The following is a 16,471-nucleotide window of genomic DNA, read 5'->3' as shown; positions in this document are numbered from 1 at the left end:
TTATCGATACCCAGCGTACCTGATACGCTGAGTATCGTGAATCAGCTCACTGCCCATGTGCGCCCGCTTGCGGACGGACGCTCCAGCCGATGGTCCAAGCATCGTGAAGCCCGCCGCGCGGCACTCATCAGGACCGCACGCAAAGCAGTACACAGAATCGGCCCGGGCGCCTCCATGGAGGAGATTGCTTCGGCAGCAGAGACGTCCAAGTCCGTCTTTTACCGGTACTTCGGGGACAAGGCAGGGCTGCAGCGTGCAATGGGCGAGGTTGTCGTCGGTCGGATGCAGGAGCAACTGATTGAGGCGGCCCGGCAGGCCAGTACGCCCAGGGACGGTCTGCGTGCGATGGTCTCCGCGTACCTGCAGATGGCCGAGTCCTCACCGAACGTCTACATGTTCGTGACGCAGCCGGCGCAGGACGCAGGTTCCGCACTTGAGAGCTCCCCCACGCTCAGCACATTCTTCGACGCGATCTCCACGATGCTCGCAAGTCCCATGGAGCGATATCTGGCGGACGACCCTGCCGGGCCCGCCGTTCCGCAGCCACTTACATTCTGGCCCCGTGCGGCAATCGGCATGGTCCGCGCAGCAGGAGAGCAGTGGCTGTCGGTACCCCCGGGGCCTGACCGTCCCAGTGAATCCGACCTCGCTGATTCCCTCACCGCCTGGCTCTTCGACGGTATCGCCACCGCAGTGCCGCAGGCTTCTCTCGCACCTACCTCTCTTCGCAGCCCCCTTTCAAAGGATGGATCATGACCCAAACAGCCACACGTCCTGAGATCTCGGTACCAGCCACCCTCCCAATCCATGACGACGACGCCGCCGTCGTCAACGTGGCAGCCCTGGGCGAACAGTTGCTGGGACGCTGGGCAGGCTCGCGCCGGACGGCGCGTGCGCTCGCAGGGGATCCCGCCCTGCACAAGGTTGAGGGCGCCACCAGCGCTGAGCATCGAGCACGCTGTCTTGAACAGCTCCACGTGCTTGTTCAGAACAAGGCCGTCCACCGGGCTTTCCCCACGGAGCTGGGTGGATCCGATGACCACGGCGGCAACATCGCCGGCTTCGAGGAGCTGGTGGTCGCCGACCCGTCGCTCCAGATCAAGGCGGGTGTGCAGTGGGGCCTGTTCGGAGCGGCAGTCCTGCACCTCGGAACCGATGAACATCACCGTCGGTGGCTCCCGGGCATCATGAACATGGAAATCCCGGGCTGCTTCGCGATGACCGAAACCGGACACGGCTCGGATGTCTCGAGCATCGGCACCACCGCCACCTTCGACTCCGAGAACGGCGATTTCGATCTTCATACGCCGTTTCGCGCGGCCTGGAAAGACTACATAGGTAACGCGGCCAACGACGGAAGGGCCGCCGTCGTCTTTGCACAACTCATCACCCGCGGGGTTAATCACGGCGTGCATGCGCTGTATGTGCCACTGCGCGACGAGGAGGGGAATTTCCTGGAAGGAATCGGGGGTGAAGACGACGGACTCAAGGGCGGACTGAACGGGATCGACAACGGCCGGTTGCACTTCACGCATGTCCGGGTCCCACGTGCCAACCTCCTCAACCGGTATGGGAACGTCAGCGAGGACGGAACGTACACCTCCCCGATCGAGTCGCCCGGCAGGCGCTTCTTCACCATGTTGGGCACTCTGGTCCAGGGCCGGGTTTCCCTCGACGGTGCTGCGGTGGCTGCCAGCAAGCTGGCGCTGAAAACGGCCATCCAGTACTCGGTGGAGCGCCGCCAGTTCACGACGTCTTCGGAACTGTCCGAGGAAGTCCTTCTCGATTATCAGCTCCACCAGCGCAGGCTCCTCCCCCGGCTGGCGACTACGTATGCCGCGTCTTTCGCACATGAAGAGTTGCTTGAGAAGTTCGACGGCGTGTTCTCCGGTAAGCATGCAACCGATGAGGACCGCCAGGATCTGGAGACGCTGGCGGCGGCGCTGAAGCCGCTATCCACGTGGCACGCGCTCGACACGCTGCAGGAGTGCCGGGAAGCCAGCGGCGGTGCGGGATTCCTTACCGAGAACAGGTACACCTCGCTGCGCGCGGACCTCGACGTGTATGCAACGTTCGAGGGGGACAACAACGTCCTGCTGCAGCTCGTTGCCAAGCGCCTGCTTGCGGACTACGCCAAGGAGTTCCAGGGAGTCGATTTCGGCGTGTTGGCCCGCTTCGTTGCTACTCAGGCCGCTGACCGCACGCTGCACAGGACCGGTCTGCGCCGGGTTCTCCAAACCGTGGTCGACACCGGCTCCGAACGGAAATCAGCGATCGCACTTCGGGACGAGGACACCCAGCACGAACTGCTCTGCGGCAGGGTCGACACCATGGTCGGGGAATTGGCCGGGGCGCTGCGGGGAGCACGCCGGCTTCCTCCCGCCCAAGCGGCGGAGGTCTTCAATCAGCACCAGCACGAACTCATCGAGGCTGCCCGCGCCCACGCGGAGCTGCTGCAGTGGGAGGCGTTTACCGCGGCCCTTGCCCGCACCGAGGACGCCGGTACACGCCAGGTCCTCACCTGGCTCCGTGACCTCTTCGGACTGTGCCTCATCGAGGACAACCTCGGGTGGTACCTGATGAACGGTCGGCTCTCGGCGCAGCGCGCCAGAACGCTCGGTCCGTACATCAACCGGCTGCTGCTGAAGCTTCGCCCACACGCCGTGGATCTGGTTGACGCGTTCGGTTACGGTCCCGAGCACCTGCGCGCGGCCATCGCAACCGGCGCAGAACGGGAGCGCCAGGAGGAGTCCCGGAATTACGCCCGCATCCTGCGGGCGAGCCCAGACGCCCCGCTCGACGAGAAGATCCTCATCGAGCGGAGGGCCGAGACCCGCTAGAGCACCGAGCGGTAGACGTTGAGGGTGGACTCAGCGATGGAGTCCCACGAGAAATGCTCTTCCGCCCGGACGCGTCCGCGCTCACCCATGGCGCGGGCGCGTGCGGGATCCGCGACGAGGACATTTAGAGCCTCCGCGAAATCATTCACGAACCCGTCCGGGTCAAGCGGAGTTCCGGTTCCATCCTGAACCTGTTCGAGCGGAACGAGCGTACCGGTGATGCCGTCCTCGATGACCTCCGGGATGCCTCCCGTGGCGCTTGCCACCACTGCGGCGCCGCACGCCATGGCCTCGAGGTTCACGATCCCCAGCGGCTCATAAATTGAGGGGCAGGCGAAGACAGTGGCATGGCTGAGCACCTGGATGAGTTCAGGTCGCGGGAGCATCCGCTCGATCAGGATGACCGAGCCGCGCTGCGCCTGCAGCTCATCGATTAGCCGGGCGGTCTCGGCGGCCAGTTCCGGCGTGTCCGCGGCGCCAAGGCACAGCACAAGCTGCACATCGGCGGGTAACTTCGCCGCCGCGCGCAACAGATAGGGAACGCCTTTCTGCCGCGTGTTCCGTCCCACGAAGACCACGCTTGGCTTGCCGGGATCGATGCCCAGCGACCGGACGGCGTCGTCATTGTGGTCCGCCGACCACGCTGCGGTGTCAATGCCGTTGTGGACCACCTGAACCTTTGCCGGATCAACGTCCGGGTAACAGCGCAGGATGTCCTGGCGCATACCGTCCGAAACAGCGATGACAGCCGCCGCGGCCTCGTAGGCCGTCTTCTCCACCCAGGATGAGAGGGCATATCCGCCGCCGAGCTGCTCCGCTTTCCAGGGACGCAGCGGTTCCAGGCTGTGCGCGCTCAGGACGTGCGGAATCCCATGAAGAAGCGACGCGAGGTGACCCGCCATATTTGCGTACCAGGTGTGCGAGTGAACCAGATCAGCGCCCGCGATGCCCTGAAGGATGGACAGGTCTGTGCCAAGAGTCTGGACCGCAGCGTTCGCAGCTGCAAGTCCATCCGGCACTCCGTAGGTGCTCACGCGAGCACCGTGGTAGTCCTCGGGGCGGGCGGAGCCGAAGCAGTGCACAGCCAGATCGACACGCCCGGCCAGCACACGAGCCAGTTCCGCGACGTGAACACCTGCTCCACCGTAGATTTCCGGCGGGAACTCTTTTGTCACAATGTCTATTCGCACGTTTCCAACGTAGTGCAGGGCGGGCCAGTCCTCTAGTGTGAGTCGAACGAGGTCATACTCAAGGACGAGCGGAAGGGGTTTGAACCGTGGCAGTCAAAAAAGTGCTGGCGGTAGTACTGGCAGGCGGCGAAGGAAAACGGTTGATGCCCCTGACTGCGGACCGCGCAAAGCCTGCGGTGCCATTCGCGGGACCGTACCGCCTGATTGATTTTGCGCTATCCAACGTGGTCAATTCCGGTTATCTGCAGATCGTGGTGCTTACCCAGTACAAGTCGCACAGCCTCGACCGGCACATCTCCGAGACCTGGCGGATGTCCACACAGCTGCAGCAGTACATCGCGTCGGTACCGGCACAGCAGCGACGGGGCAAGAGCTGGTTCCTTGGAAGCGCGAACGCCATCTACCAGTCCCTGAACCTCATTCACGATGCCCGGCCGGACATCGTCGTCGTGATCGGTGCCGACCACGTTTACCGCATGGACTTCGAGCAGATGGTGCAGGCGCATATCAAGAGCGGAGCATCGGTCAGCGTCGCGGCGGTTCGGCAGCCGCTGCACCTCGCGAACCAGTTCGGAGTAATCGAGCTGGACTCCAGCGATCCCGACCGGATCTCGGCCTTCGTCGAGAAGCCTGAATCCACACCCGGCCTGCCGGATGACCCGGACAGCTTCCTGGCATCCATGGGCAACTACGTTTTCAATACCGACGCGCTCATCGAAGCTCTGGAAATCGACGCTGCGCGCCTGAACACCAAGCACGATATGGGCGGCGACATCATCCCCCACTTCGTGGAGCGTGGAGACGCCGCCGTCTATGACTTCACCAGGAACGAGATCCCAGGATCGACGGACCGGGACTGCCAGTACTGGCGCGACGTCGGCACTCTCGACTCCTATTACGAAGCGAACATGGATCTCATCACTCCACTGCCGCTGTTCAACCTCTACAACCTCGAGTGGCCGATCTACACCCGCCAGAGCATTTCCCCGCCTGCCAAGTTCGTTCGCAGCGCCACGGGCGTCTCCGGCGTGGCACACGATTCGATCGTGTCGAACGGCGTCGTGATCTCGGGTGGTTCGGTCCAGGGCTCGGTGCTGGCGACGGATGTGTTCGTCGACGAGGGCGCGGACGTCGCAGGCTCGGTCCTGCTCGACCACGTGACGATCGGAGCGGGAGCTGTAGTTCACAAGGCAATCATCGACAAGAACGTTCACGTACCGCCCGGGGCCAAGATCGGCGTCGACAGGGAGCTCGACCTCAGCCGTGGATTCACGGTGACGGATTCAGGCCTCACCATCCTCAGCAAGGGCCAGATGGTGGAGTAGCCGCCCCTGAGGTAGTTCGAATCCGGGATATTCCCAAGCAGGGCAGCCGCCACCAGGGCGGCTGCCCTGCTTAGGCTACGCGCTTGATCTCGACCGTCACGTTGAGCGTGGACCCGCCGCCGCCCGAGAGGATGCCTTTGAGCGGCGAGACGTCCCGGTAGTCGCGGCCGCGCGCCACGGATACGTGGAAGTCACTGACCGGACCGCTGTTGGTCGGATCCCAGCCGCGCCATTCGCCGTCCCACCATTCGACCCAGGCATGTGACTGGCCGGCTACTGCTTCCCCGACGGCCGCCGTCCTGCGCGGATGGAGATAACCCGAAATGTATCGGGCCGGAATGCCAAGGCTGCGGAGCGCGCCTATCGCGACATGCGCGAGATCCTGGCACACGCCCTGACGTTCAGCCCACGCATCACGCGCGTTGGATTGAACACCCGTGACTCCCTGCACGTACTGCATCTCGCCCTTCAGCCAGTCGAAGACGGAGTGAGCCGCGGTGTGCGGATCCTGGCCATCGGTTACCTCGCTTGCCAAAGCGCGAATCTCGTCATTCGGCTTGGTCAGATGGGTGTGCGGCAACCAGTCCGCGTAGTCGTTTACGACGTCGTCGGACCGCAAATCCTCCCAGCTCACCACTTCCTCCGGTGAGGGAATTCGTTCAGTGCGGCTCACCTCGACGAGCGTCCGGGCGGATACTTCGAGTCGATCGTGCGGAACCTGCACATCGAATGAGGTCACCCGCGTGCCCCAGTAGTCCCGGTAGGTCGCCATGGCCGCGCTGGTGGGGTTCAGGCTGATGGTGGACTCCAGGACCACCTGCTGGGAATCCGTGAGCGGAGTCATGCGGGCTTCGTTGTACGACAGTGAGACGCGGCGCAGGTAGTCGTACCCCGTGCGGTGTTCGATCAGCAAACGGGTCATGAGACCTCCCCCACCCAGGACAGCTCCGCTGCCTGCGAGAAATACGTGCGTGCGACGGCGTCGGACGCACGTGCGCACGCTTTCTGAACTCTTTCCATGTGCTCCGGCAGTTCCGACATCAGATCGTCCGTCTGATGGAACTCAAGGAACGTGCGCGCCTGGCCGACAATCCGGCTTGCATCGTTGATGAAGCCAACCCGCTGATACTCGGGGTTCAGTTTCGCCAGGCACTTCTCAGCGTCGCTCAGCGCGTACATGATTGACCGCGGGAAGAGGCGGTCCAGCAGCAGGAACTGCGCCGCGTGCTGCTCACCGAAGGAAGCCCTGCGGGTGCGGAGGAACGACTCGTAGGCTCCGGCGCAGCGCAGCATATTCACCCAGGACAGACCCGAGGCGTGGACGTCCCTCGTGGAGAGCATCCGCGCGGTCATGTCGGCCCGTTCGAGGCTTCTTCCCAGCACGAGGAACTGCCAGCTTTCGTCATGACTCATGGTGGTGTCTGAAAGGCCACGGACCATGGCCGTGCGTTCAAGAACCCAGTGGCAGAAGCGGTAGGTTCCGACAACGTCCTTCCGGTGCTGGGTGAGCCCGTACCAAGTGGTGTTCAATCCCTCCCAGACGCTGCCCGAAACAGTTTCCCTTGCCCGGCGTGCGTTCTCACGGGCGGCCCCAAGTGCACCGGCGATCGAGGTCGCGCTGCTCCGGTCGAAAGCCAACGCTTCGAGAAGCTCGGGCAGGCCGAAGTCCTCGGTCTGCGGCCGGCTGCCCATAACGCCGAGCAATTGGCGCGACACGTCACTTTGGACGGGGCGCGGCATCTGGTTGAGCCGCTCAAGGTGAACATCGAGGATTCGTGCTGTCCCGTCGGCGCGCTCGACGTACCGGCCAATCCAGAACAGGGACTCTGCGATCCGGCTAAGCATCGCCCGACACCTCCTCCTCGCGATCGCGTTGCTGCTGTTGCTGTTGCTGCTGCTGTTGCTCAGGCTGGCGGTCGCGCCATCCCGTCTCAACCGGCCAGACACTGACACGCTCCCTCAGGGGAATCAACTCCGGCGCAGCGGCGGGGCTGTCGGCCTGTCCGTCGACCACCCAGGTGTCCTTCGAACCCCCTCCCTGGCTTGAATTCACGATGAGCGAGCCTTCCTTCATGGCCACCCGCGTCAAACCACCGGGCAGGACCCACACGTTTTCGCCGTCATTGACTGCGAAGGGCCGCAGATCCACGTGACGGGGACTGAATTGACCGCCGGACATGGTGGGTACGGTGGACAACTGCAGGACAGGTTGCGCGATCCATCCGCGGGGATCGGCGAGGATACGCCCGCGAAGCGCATTCAGTTCGTCGGCAGTCGCGTCGGGACCGATGACCAGCCCCTTGCCGCCGGAACCGTCCACGGGTTTGACGACGAGTTCATCGAGCCGGTCGAGCACCTCTTCCCGTGCCGCCGGCTCCTCCAGCCGGAAGGTATCGACGTTGGCAATGATCGGTTCCTCGCTGAGGTAGTAACGGATCAGGTCCGGAACGTATGTATAAACCAGCTTGTCATCGGCGACGCCGTTGCCTACTGCATTTGCGATCGTCACCATCCCGGCCCGCGCCGCGTTGACGATGCCGGGGCAGCCGAGCACGGAGTCTGCCCGGAATTGAAGGGGGTCAAGGAACTCATCATCAATTCGCTTGTAGATCACATCGACACGCTGTTCACCGGCGGTGGTACGCATGTACACCCTGTTGCCCCTGCAGATGAGGTCCCGTCCCTCAACCAGTTCGACCCCCATGAGGCCGGCGAGCAAGGTGTGCTCGAAGTAGGCCGAATTGAAGACGCCGGGTGTCAGGACGACGACGGTAGGATCCTCCACGCCGGGAGGCGCGGTTTTGCGCAGCGCGGCCAACAGGCGCCGCGGGTACTCCTCGACCGGCCGGATGTGCTGCTGGCCGAACGCTTCGGGAAGGCCCTTCGCCATCGCGCGCCGGTTCTCCAAGACGTAACTGACTCCGCTGGGGACCCGCACATTGTCTTCAAGGACGCGGAAGGTGCCCTCGTCGTCGCGCACCACATCGATACCGGAGATGTGTACCCGCACCCCGCCTGCGGGGTCGAACCCGGCAACTTCACGGTGAAAGTGGGCCGAGGAGGTGATCAGGCGACGGGGAATGACGCCGTCGCTGACAACGGCCATCTTGTCGTAGACATCGTTCAGGAAGGCCTCCAACGCACGGACCCGCTGGGCGACTCCCCGCTCGAGATGGTCCCAGTCCGACCCGGCGATGACGCGCGGCACGATATCCAGTGGGAACGGGCGCTCCTCCCCCGCGAAATCGAAGGTTACTCCGCGATCGAGGAACGTCCGGGCCATCGAATCTGCCCGGGCCGTCACATCGGCGAGGTTGAGCTCCCCAAGGGCGGCCGCGACCGGTCGGTATTCCGTGCGTGGAAGGTTCGCGCCATCGAACATTTCGTCGTAGGCGACCGTACGGCGGGCCGCTGTTGCATAGTCTTCAAAGAGCTCGGACATGGCACCACATTGCCATGCATCGGCCTTGTTTACCTACCGGCGCGACGCTCCGGGTCTTCGGCAACCGCCCGTTCCGTCTCCACGGTAGGTCCTGGGCGGGCCGTGGTTGAATAGGCCGGTGCACAACGAAAATCTGCGCCGCGATGAGGCGGCCGGCCGCTCAGCAATCATCAGCGTCACCAGCTACGATGTAGCGCTCGACCTGCGCACGGCCGAAGACCGTCAGAACCCCGGTTTCTCCTCCCGTACGGAAATCACCTTCGACTGCTCGACCCCCGGCGCGGGCACCTTCCTCGATTTCATCCACTCCGGCATCGCGGCCGTCATCCTCAATGGCGAGGTCCTCGATCCAGTGCAGGCAGTCGACGGCGCACGCATTCTTCTTCCGAATCTTGCAGCGCGGAACACCGTCATCGTGGAGGGGACTGCCCTCTACAGCCGAAGCGGTGAGGGCATGCACCGCTTCCAGGACCCAGCCGACGATGCAACCTACCTCTACACCCAGTACGAACCGGCGGACGCACGGCGCGTGTTCGCCTGCTTCGAACAGCCCGACCTCAAGGCATCCTTCAGCTTTCACGTCCGCGCGCCCGAATCCTGGACGGTCGCCTCCAACGGTTCCGAGAACAGCCGGGACCAGCACGACGACGGTTCGGCCACCTGGCACTTCAAGCCCACCGAGCGCATCTCCACCTACATCACGACCGTGCTTGCGGGTCCGTACGCATCAGTGACGGATAGCTGGACCGGGATCGTCGGTGACGGCGAGGTACTGACGATCCCTCTGTCGCTCTTCTGCCGCCGTTCGCTCGCTGAACACCTGGACGCAGAGCGCATCTTCGACACGACCCGGCGCGGTTTGACGTACTTTCATGACCTGTTTCGCTACCCCTATCCCTTTGGGAAGTACGATCAGGCTTTTGTGCCTGAGTACAACCTTGGCGCCATGGAGAATCCGGGGCTGGTGACCTTCACGGAGTCCTACGTCTTCACTTCCCGGGCTACCCATGCCCAATACGAGGCGCGCGACAACACGATCATGCACGAGATGGCCCATATGTGGTTCGGCGACCTTGTGACAATGACCTGGTGGGACGACCTGTGGCTGAAGGAGTCCTTCGCCGACTTCTCGGGAGCACTTGCGGTTGCGGAAGCACTGGGATCCGCTACGTCCTGGGTCACGTTCGCCACGCGCCGGAAGTCCTGGGCCTACCTCCAGGACCAGCTCCCGTCAACTCACCCGATCGTCGCCGATATTGTCGATCTGGAGGCTGCGAAGCTCAACTTCGACGGCATCACCTACGCCAAGGGCGCATCGGTACTCAAGCAGCTGGTCGCATATGCAGGGTTCGACGCATTCACCAGGGCCGCACGATCCTATTTCCGGGAGCATGCCTTCTCGAATACGGCACTGGTCGATCTGCTGAGTGCGCTCAGCGCCGCCTCCGGCAGGGACATGTCAGAGTGGGCCCGCTGCTGGCTGCAGACCTCCGGCGTGCCGCAACTGGAGGCCGAAGTGCGCACCGACGGCGACGGCGCGTACACGTCCGTTGCGATCCTCCAGCGAGCCGACGACCCCGTGACCGGGACATCGGCCCCCCGCCCGCACCGTATCCGGTTGGGTCTTTTCTCACTGGACGTAAACGGCAGGCTGCTCCGCACCGCCTACCACAGCGTGATGGTGGACGGCGCCCGAACCGAAGTTCCGGAACTGGTCGGCTGCCGGCAGCCCGACCTCCTCCTGATCAACGACGACGACCTCACCTACGCAAAGCTTGTTTTCGATGAGCGCTCCCTGACAACTCTCCTTGCCGCCGGCGATCGTCTCGAGGAGCCATTGGCGCGGGCCGTCTGTCTGGCCGCTCTCTGGTCCTCGACGCGGGACGCATTGTTAACCGCAAACGACTATGTGAACGCTGTCGAGCGCACTGCTCCAGCCGAGGAAGGCGTGGGGGTCCTTCAGCAGCTGCTCCAGAACGCCCGGCACGCCATTGAACACTATGCTCCCGCGGCGGACCGTCCGGCTCTGCGTGAGCGGTTCGCGGCCTTTCTGATGCGTGGGCTCCGCAGCGCTGAACCCGCCTCCGATCATCAGTTGGTGTGGGCTCGCGCGCTCGCAGCGATCTCTCGAAAGACCGCAGTCCACGCACCCTTGCTGCGCGGGCTCCTGGAGGGATCCGTGTCGATTGACGGACTGGTCATTGACGACGACCTGACATGGCAATTCTGGCAGGCGCTATCTGCACAGAATCTTGCGACAGTCGACGAGCTTGAAGCCGCATTGCAGCGCGACCACACCGCAGCGGGACGCTCCGGCTTCACAACCGCCTGCACAGCCTTCCCGGACGCGGGAGTCAAGGCGAAGGCCTGGAAGGAAGTGGTCTTCGGCGACAGGCTCTCCAACGAGTTGCTCAGCGCGACCATCCTGGGCTTTCAGGAGGGTCCCAAAGAGCTGCACGAGCCCTACGTCGCCGCTTATTTCCATGAGATCGACCGGGTATGGCGCGAATTGCCGATCGAAATGTCTGCCAGGATTGTGCGCGGATTGTTTCCTGCACATCAGGACCTCCAGTCCGGCGAGCTACCTGTCGACCACCCCGTGGTGCAGCTGACGGACGCATGGCTGGATGAGCATGCCGATGCCCCACAGTCGCTGCGCCGAATTGTGCTGGAGGAGCGTGATCATCTGATGCGCCGACTCCGCGCCCAGGCCGTGCAAACCAGCGGAGAAGGTGCCCGCGGTCGGCTGGAGGGGCAACCGGCTTCTGCGGGGTGAGGCCTACGGAACCCGGTAGAGCCATTCGTCGGTACCGAATTTTTCCTCGACCAGAGACTGCGCTGCCGACATCTCCGCCGGACTGAGCGAACCCTCCGTGGCCTGATACCGCTTCCGGAAGGTGTCGCTCAGTATCTGGATGATCTCCTCGCGGGCCAGTCCCGTCTGCCGGCGGAGAGGATCCACCCGTTTCTTTGCGCTCTTGATTCCCTTATCCGAGAGTTTCTCCCGGCCGATCCTCAGGACCTCGAGCATCTTGTCGGCATCGATGTCATAGGACATCGTCACGTGGTGGAGCATGCCGCCGTTGCTCAGTCGTTTCTGGGCCGCGCCGCCAATCTTGCCGAGGTCAGTGGCGATGTCGTTGAGCGGCTGGTACCACGCCGAGATGCCGAGTTGCCTCAATCCCTCCATGACCCAGTCGTCGAGGAAGGGGTAGGAATCAGCGAAACTCAACCCGTCCACCAGCGACTGCGGGATGTAGAGGGAGTACGTGATGGCGTTTCCATGCTCCATGAACATCGCTCCCCCACCGCTGATCCGACGGACCACGTTCACACCGTGACGGCGGACGGCTTCCTCATCCACCTCGTTGCGCACGGACTGGAAGCTGCCGATGACCACGGACGGGCTTTCCCATTCCCAGAAGCGCAGGGTGGGATTCCTCCGGCCGGCTCCCACTTCGCGCGTCAGCACTTCGTCCATGGCTACGTGCATGGCCGTGGAGAGAGGCGTGGGAGGGATGATCTCCCACTGATGATCCGCCCACGATGAAGCCTTCCCGAGGGCTCGCCGGACGGCCGTGGCTACCGCCTCGGGCGAGAATCCGAACAGCTGCGCGTCTGCGCGTATCCTCCGGCGGATCGCCGATGCCAGGTCTCCGTGCAGGGTGTCGGCGGGCAGGCCCTCAAGGGCGGCATTGATGTCGTCGAGGGCCTCATCCGGTTCCAGGAAGAAGTCACCGTTGATGGATACGCCGCTGAGCTTGCCGCCGACGACATCGGTGTCCGCGACGACCAGCTTGCCCCCCGGCACCTTGAACTCCCCGTGATGCTGCCGCATTGATGCCTTTCCCATAATCCTCCTGCCGCCACTTTGTACTTCGGTTAAAGCGCTGGGCCCGAACCGGAAATTCCGGTTCGGGCCCAGCGGCGCAGACTAAACGAGGCTACTTCTTGCCGAAGCCCTTGAAGCGCTGGTTGAAGCGCTCAACGCGACCGGCAGAGTCCATGATGCGCTGCTTGCCGGTGTAGAACGGGTGCGACTCCGAGGAGATTTCCACCTCTACCAGCGGGTAGGTGTTGCCGTCTTCCCACTCGACGGTCTTGTCAGAGGTGACCGTTGAACGGGTGAGGAAAGACTTCTCGGAAGCGAGGTCGCGGAAGACCACCGCTGTGTACTTGGGGTGGATATCAGACTTCATAGGAGTACCTTCTGTAGTTGCCTGGATTTTGCCAGACACCGGTGATGTGAAAGTTGGCGGCCCGCAGGCCAGCAACCAACTCTACCGCACCTGCTCCCGATCCGTAAAAGCGCCCGCCGGTCAGCCGGTACGACGGCGGCACTCCCAGAAGGCGACGGCCCCCGCTGCTGCAACGTTGAGCGAGTCGACGGCATTGCTCATGGGAATACGGACGATGAGATCCGAGCTTTCGATGGTCTGTGGAGAGAGCCCCTCACCTTCAGTACCGAGGACTAGAGCAAGGCGTTCAGGGTTTCGCTGTGACAGCTCCTGCAATTCGATCGACCCTGGCTCAAGGGCCAGCGCTGCGACCAGGAAACCGAGGTCGCGCAGGGTGCTGATGCTGTCCGGCCAGGATTCAAGCCTGACCCAGGGGACCTGGAATACGGTTCCCATGCTGACGCGGATTGCCCTGCGGTACAGAGGATCCGCGCATCGCGGAGTAACCAGGACCGCGTCGATGCCGAGCGCCGCAGCGGAGCGGAACACGGCGCCAAGATTGGTGTGATCCACCATGTCCTCAAGCACGACGACGCGGTGCGCTTCGCGCAGAACGTCTTCCACGCCGCGCGGGGCGGGCCGGTTCATGGCCGCCAGCGCTCCGCGGTGCAGATGGAAACCGGTGATCTCCTCGAGTACGGCCTCAGAGCCAACGTAGGCGGGCACGTCCGGAAACCGGCCAAGGACGTCCTCGAGATCCGGCAGCCACTTGTCCGTCAGGAAGAAGGAACGAGGAGTATGACCGGCGTCGATCGCCCTGCGGAGCACCTTCGTGCTTTCGGCGATATAGAGGCCCTCCGCCGGTTCCCGCCGCCGACGCAGCTGGGTGTCGGTGAGGCCGGTGTAATCGGTGACGCGGGGATCTGACGCGTCAGTGAGTATTTCCAGCGGCAACCTAGCTCACCAGCCGCGCGATCATCGCGTAGAGGGCAACCAGGCCAAGGATGACGATCACGCTGCGTAGCACCACGGGGGAAAGCCGACGGCCGACCTTTGAACCGATGATGCCGCCGATCAGGGAGCCGATGCCAATGAGCAGAACAACCCACCACTCGATCCGGTCGAAGGCGAAGATCATGTAGGAAACGGCCGCAATAAGGTTCACGCCCAGCACCAGCACGTTTTTCATCGCGTTGGCCGATTGCATGGTGCCGTGCAGAAAGACACCAAGGATGCCGACGAGCAGGATGCCCTGCGCTGCGACGAAGTAGCCGCCGTACACGCCGGCCAGGAATACCAGCACCGTCAATGCGAGCGGGTGGGACCGGGTAGGCGGTTTCGATTCCGCACGACGGCGGACCCAGCGCTGCAGCTTCGGCTGGAAGATCACGAACCCCAGGGCAACGACGATCAGGAACGGCGCGACGATCTCGAAGACCGTCTCCGGAAGGTTCAGGAGCAGGGCGGCACCGGTGATGCCGCCGAGCAAGGAAGCGGGCAAGAGCTTTGCGAGGGTTCTTCTGTGGTCCTTCAGCTCCTCCCGGTACCCCCACGCGCCGGATACGTTACCGGCCACGAGCCCCATCGCGTTGCTGATGGTGGCCGTCACCGGTGCGTAGCCCAGAGCCACGAGGATGGGGAAGGTCACCAGGGTTCCGGAGCCGACGATCGTGTTGATGGTTCCGGCCCAAAGGCCACCGAGGAGGATCAGGCCGTCGCGCAGTAGGTCCACGAAGTTCGTACCGGTCCGCTAGGAGCGGGCTACGGCACTGTAGCGGCCGTCCCGATGCGTGACCTGGAGGGGCATGTCGAACGCCTCACTCAAGAGGTCTGCAACTAGAACCTCGCCGATGGGTCCAGCTGCCACCACGGCGCCTTCCCGCATCAGCATGGCGTGGGTGAAGCCCGGCGGCACCTCTTCAAGGTGGTGGGTTACCAGGACAATCGCGGGTGAATCCTCATCTGCGGCCAGTTCGCTCAGGCGCGCGACGAGGTCCTCCCGCCCGGACAGGTCCAGGCCGGCAGCGGGCTCGTCCAGCAGCAGGAGTTCGGGGTCGGCCATTAGGGCACGTGCTATCTGCACGCGCTTGCGCTCACCCTCACTCAGGGAAGCAAACGGGCGGTTCATCAGCGTGGACACACCCCAGGTGTCGAGCAGCTTGAAGGCTCGACGCTCGTCCAGCTTTTCGTACTGCTCACGCCAGCGCCCGGTCACTCCGTACGAGGCCGTGACCACAACGTTGAGAACGGTTTCGTGTTCAGGGATCTGCGAGGCCAGCGCAGCGGAGGCGAGGCCGATCCTCGGGCGCAGCTCAAAGACGTCGACGGCGCCCAACACTTCATCGAGTATTCCGGCGACCCCGCGGGTGGGATGAATCCGGGCACCAGCGATCTGCAGCAGGGTCGTCTTGCCGGCACCGTTCGGTCCCATGACCACCCAGCGCTCACCTTCGCGGACCTGCCAGTCGACGTCGTCCAGGAGCGCCTTCCCTCCACGGACAAGGCTTACCCCGGAGAGTTCCAGAACATCACTCATGACAGTAGACACTAGGCCAAGTGCGGCCTTGAACGTTAAATCAACCGTCAGGACGTGACGCACCCGTTAGACCCCGCCCTGCGCCGGTTTCACGGCCACTGCGCTGAGCATCATAATGACAGGTGAGAGTCGGACCGATGAAAGGCCATGCGCGCACGTGACGGAGATGTTCAGGGTGGTCAGCTACGGCACCCGACTGGAGGATTCGCATCAATCAAAGGTGCGCCGCGCCATGCAAACGACGGGCGCCGTCGTCGTCGGCGAAAGTACGGACAACGGCGGCAGGTATCAGGTTTCCAGCCTGACTGTCAGTTCGGACAACGACATCGATACGTTGCGGACCGCGCTCGCTCCGCTGATCTCCGACGACATTGGAATTGCCGTTGTACCTCCCGCGCTCCTCAGCGAGGGAACCAAGCTTCTCATCATGGATGTGGACTCAACGCTGATAAAACAGGAGGTCATCGAGCTCCTTGCTGCACACGCCGGCCGAGAGGCCGAGGTGGCGGCGGTGACAGAGTCAGCGATGCGCGGAGAACTCGATTTCGCCCAAAGCCTGCACGCACGGGTGTCTGTGCTCGCCGGGCTGGCCGAAGGCGTCATCGAGGACGTCGGCACCCGGATTGAACTGAGTGAGGGAGCCGAACATCTCGTGGAGGCGTTCCTTGACGCGGGCCATCTCGTGGCGGTCGTCTCGGGTGGGTTCAGCCAGATTCTGGAGCCGCTCGCTGCGCGGCTGAAGCTCACCCATGCCAAGGCCAACGAACTCGGTGTGGATGCCGGGACCCTGACGGGTTCGGTCATCGGCCCGGTCGTGGACCGTGCGGAGAAGGAGCGTTGCCTGCGCGCCTGGGCCGAGGCAGCCGGCATTCCGCTCGAACGCACGGTCGCCGTGGGCGACGGAGCCAACGACCTCGACATGCTGGCGGCGGCCGGGCTTGGCGTTGCCTTCAACGCCAA

Annotated in this window: 14 protein-coding genes; 5 read left to right on the top strand and 9 right to left on the bottom strand. The window is 63.6% G+C overall.

Annotated features, from left to right (window positions below; translation table 11 throughout):
- The first annotated feature begins 36 nt into the window (after positions 1–36).
- Together RIF85_RS02840 and RIF85_RS02835 are read left to right on the top strand one after the other, a co-directional pair.
- On the top strand, positions 37–756 hold the full coding sequence (locus RIF85_RS02840) for a TetR/AcrR family transcriptional regulator (protein WP_309070399.1): 720 nt from the start codon (positions 37–39) through the stop codon (positions 754–756).
- Positions 753–2,840: an acyl-CoA dehydrogenase gene (locus RIF85_RS02835; RefSeq protein WP_309070398.1), complete on the top strand. Its 2,088-nt coding sequence runs from the start codon at positions 753–755 to the stop codon at positions 2,838–2,840. Before RIF85_RS02840 ends, RIF85_RS02835 begins: the two co-directional genes overlap by 4 nt.
- On the opposite strand, the gene glgA is transcribed toward RIF85_RS02835, so the two are convergent.
- The gene (gene glgA, locus RIF85_RS02830; protein ID WP_309070397.1) at positions 2,837–4,030 is read right to left on the bottom strand and encodes a glycogen synthase; all 1,194 of its coding nucleotides are present in this window, start codon (positions 4,028–4,030) and stop codon (positions 2,837–2,839) included. The two genes, RIF85_RS02835 and glgA, sit on opposite strands and share 4 nt — an antisense overlap.
- Positions 4,031–4,116: 86 nt before the next feature.
- On the opposite strand from glgA, the gene glgC reads away from it, so the two are divergent.
- Positions 4,117–5,355, top strand: a complete 1,239-nt coding sequence (gene glgC, locus RIF85_RS02825; RefSeq protein ID WP_309070396.1) for a glucose-1-phosphate adenylyltransferase — start codon at positions 4,117–4,119, stop codon at positions 5,353–5,355.
- 70 nt (positions 5,356–5,425) lie between these two features.
- On the opposite strand, the gene RIF85_RS02820 is transcribed toward glgC, so the two are convergent.
- From RIF85_RS02820 to RIF85_RS02810, 3 genes are read right to left on the bottom strand one after another with little or no spacing between them, the layout of a single operon-like run.
- Entirely contained in the window at positions 5,426–6,277 is an 852-nt protein-coding gene (locus RIF85_RS02820) for a transglutaminase family protein (RefSeq protein WP_309070395.1), read from the bottom strand.
- Positions 6,274–7,200, bottom strand: coding sequence for an alpha-E domain-containing protein (locus RIF85_RS02815; protein ID WP_309070394.1), 927 nt, complete (start codon positions 7,198–7,200; stop codon positions 6,274–6,276). Before RIF85_RS02815 ends, RIF85_RS02820 begins: the two co-directional genes overlap by 4 nt.
- Entirely contained in the window at positions 7,193–8,797 is a 1,605-nt protein-coding gene (locus tag RIF85_RS02810; protein WP_309070393.1) for a circularly permuted type 2 ATP-grasp protein, read from the bottom strand. The genes RIF85_RS02815 and RIF85_RS02810 overlap by 8 nt, the downstream gene beginning before the upstream one ends.
- A 118-nt stretch (positions 8,798–8,915) precedes the next feature.
- Here RIF85_RS02810 and pepN point away from each other — a divergent pair, with 118 nt between their 5' ends.
- Positions 8,916–11,573 carry an aminopeptidase N gene (gene pepN, locus RIF85_RS02805; RefSeq protein WP_309070392.1) on the top strand — a complete coding sequence of 886 codons (2,658 nt, stop codon included), beginning with the start codon at positions 8,916–8,918 and terminating at the stop codon, positions 11,571–11,573.
- Positions 11,574–11,576: 3 nt separating this feature from the next.
- Here pepN and RIF85_RS02800 read toward each other — a convergent pair whose 3' ends face one another.
- The 5 genes from RIF85_RS02800 to RIF85_RS02780 all read right to left on the bottom strand — a co-directional run bounded on the left by RIF85_RS02800 (position 11,577) and on the right by RIF85_RS02780 (position 15,511).
- Positions 11,577–12,650 carry a biotin/lipoate A/B protein ligase family protein gene (locus RIF85_RS02800; protein WP_309070391.1) on the bottom strand — a complete coding sequence of 358 codons (1,074 nt, stop codon included), beginning with the start codon at positions 12,648–12,650 and terminating at the stop codon, positions 11,577–11,579.
- Positions 12,651–12,741: 91 nt separating this feature from the next.
- The gene (locus tag RIF85_RS02795) at positions 12,742–12,996 is read right to left on the bottom strand and encodes a type B 50S ribosomal protein L31 (RefSeq protein ID WP_309070390.1); all 255 of its coding nucleotides are present in this window, start codon (positions 12,994–12,996) and stop codon (positions 12,742–12,744) included.
- A 120-nt stretch (positions 12,997–13,116) separates the two neighbouring features.
- On the bottom strand, positions 13,117–13,929 hold the full coding sequence (locus RIF85_RS02790; protein ID WP_309070389.1) for an RNA methyltransferase: 813 nt from the start codon (positions 13,927–13,929) through the stop codon (positions 13,117–13,119).
- A gap of 1 nt (position 13,930) precedes the next feature.
- The gene (locus RIF85_RS02785; RefSeq protein ID WP_309070388.1) at positions 13,931–14,707 is read right to left on the bottom strand and encodes a sulfite exporter TauE/SafE family protein; all 777 of its coding nucleotides are present in this window, start codon (positions 14,705–14,707) and stop codon (positions 13,931–13,933) included.
- An 18-nt stretch (positions 14,708–14,725) separates the two neighbouring features.
- Positions 14,726–15,511 carry an ABC transporter ATP-binding protein gene (locus RIF85_RS02780; protein ID WP_309070387.1) on the bottom strand — a complete coding sequence of 262 codons (786 nt, stop codon included), beginning with the start codon at positions 15,509–15,511 and terminating at the stop codon, positions 14,726–14,728.
- Between the two features lie 166 nt (positions 15,512–15,677).
- Here RIF85_RS02780 and serB point away from each other — a divergent pair.
- Positions 15,678–16,471 (top strand): phosphoserine phosphatase SerB (gene serB / locus RIF85_RS02775; RefSeq protein ID WP_375164819.1); only part of this gene is annotated, 794 nt, incomplete at its 3' end.

The sequence above is a fragment of the Arthrobacter sp. genome, from assembly GCF_031179385.1.
Lineage (GTDB): Bacteria > Actinomycetota > Actinomycetes > Actinomycetales > Micrococcaceae > Arthrobacter_D.
This window is presented reverse-complemented; position numbering and strand designations above follow the sequence as displayed.

What these genes read in the sequence shown, in the direction of transcription:
- RIF85_RS02780 (WP_309070387.1), bottom strand. Translation starts at nt 15,511, where the DNA reads ATGAGTGATGTTCTGGAACTCTCCGGGGTAAGCCTTGTCCGTGGAGGG.
- RIF85_RS02810 (WP_309070393.1), bottom strand. Translation starts at nt 8,797, where the DNA reads ATGTCCGAGCTCTTTGAAGACTATGCAACAGCGGCCCGCCGTACGGTC.
- RIF85_RS02815 (WP_309070394.1), bottom strand. Translation starts at nt 7,200, where the DNA reads ATGCTTAGCCGGATCGCAGAGTCCCTGTTCTGGATTGGCCGGTACGTC.
- RIF85_RS02800 (WP_309070391.1), bottom strand. Translation starts at nt 12,650, where the DNA reads ATGGGAAAGGCATCAATGCGGCAGCATCACGGGGAGTTCAAGGTGCCG.
- RIF85_RS02835 (WP_309070398.1), top strand. Translation starts at nt 753, where the DNA reads ATGACCCAAACAGCCACACGTCCTGAGATCTCGGTACCAGCCACCCTC.
- RIF85_RS02820 (WP_309070395.1), bottom strand. Translation starts at nt 6,277, where the DNA reads ATGACCCGTTTGCTGATCGAACACCGCACGGGGTACGACTACCTGCGC.
- RIF85_RS02795 (WP_309070390.1), bottom strand. Translation starts at nt 12,996, where the DNA reads ATGAAGTCTGATATCCACCCCAAGTACACAGCGGTGGTCTTCCGCGAC.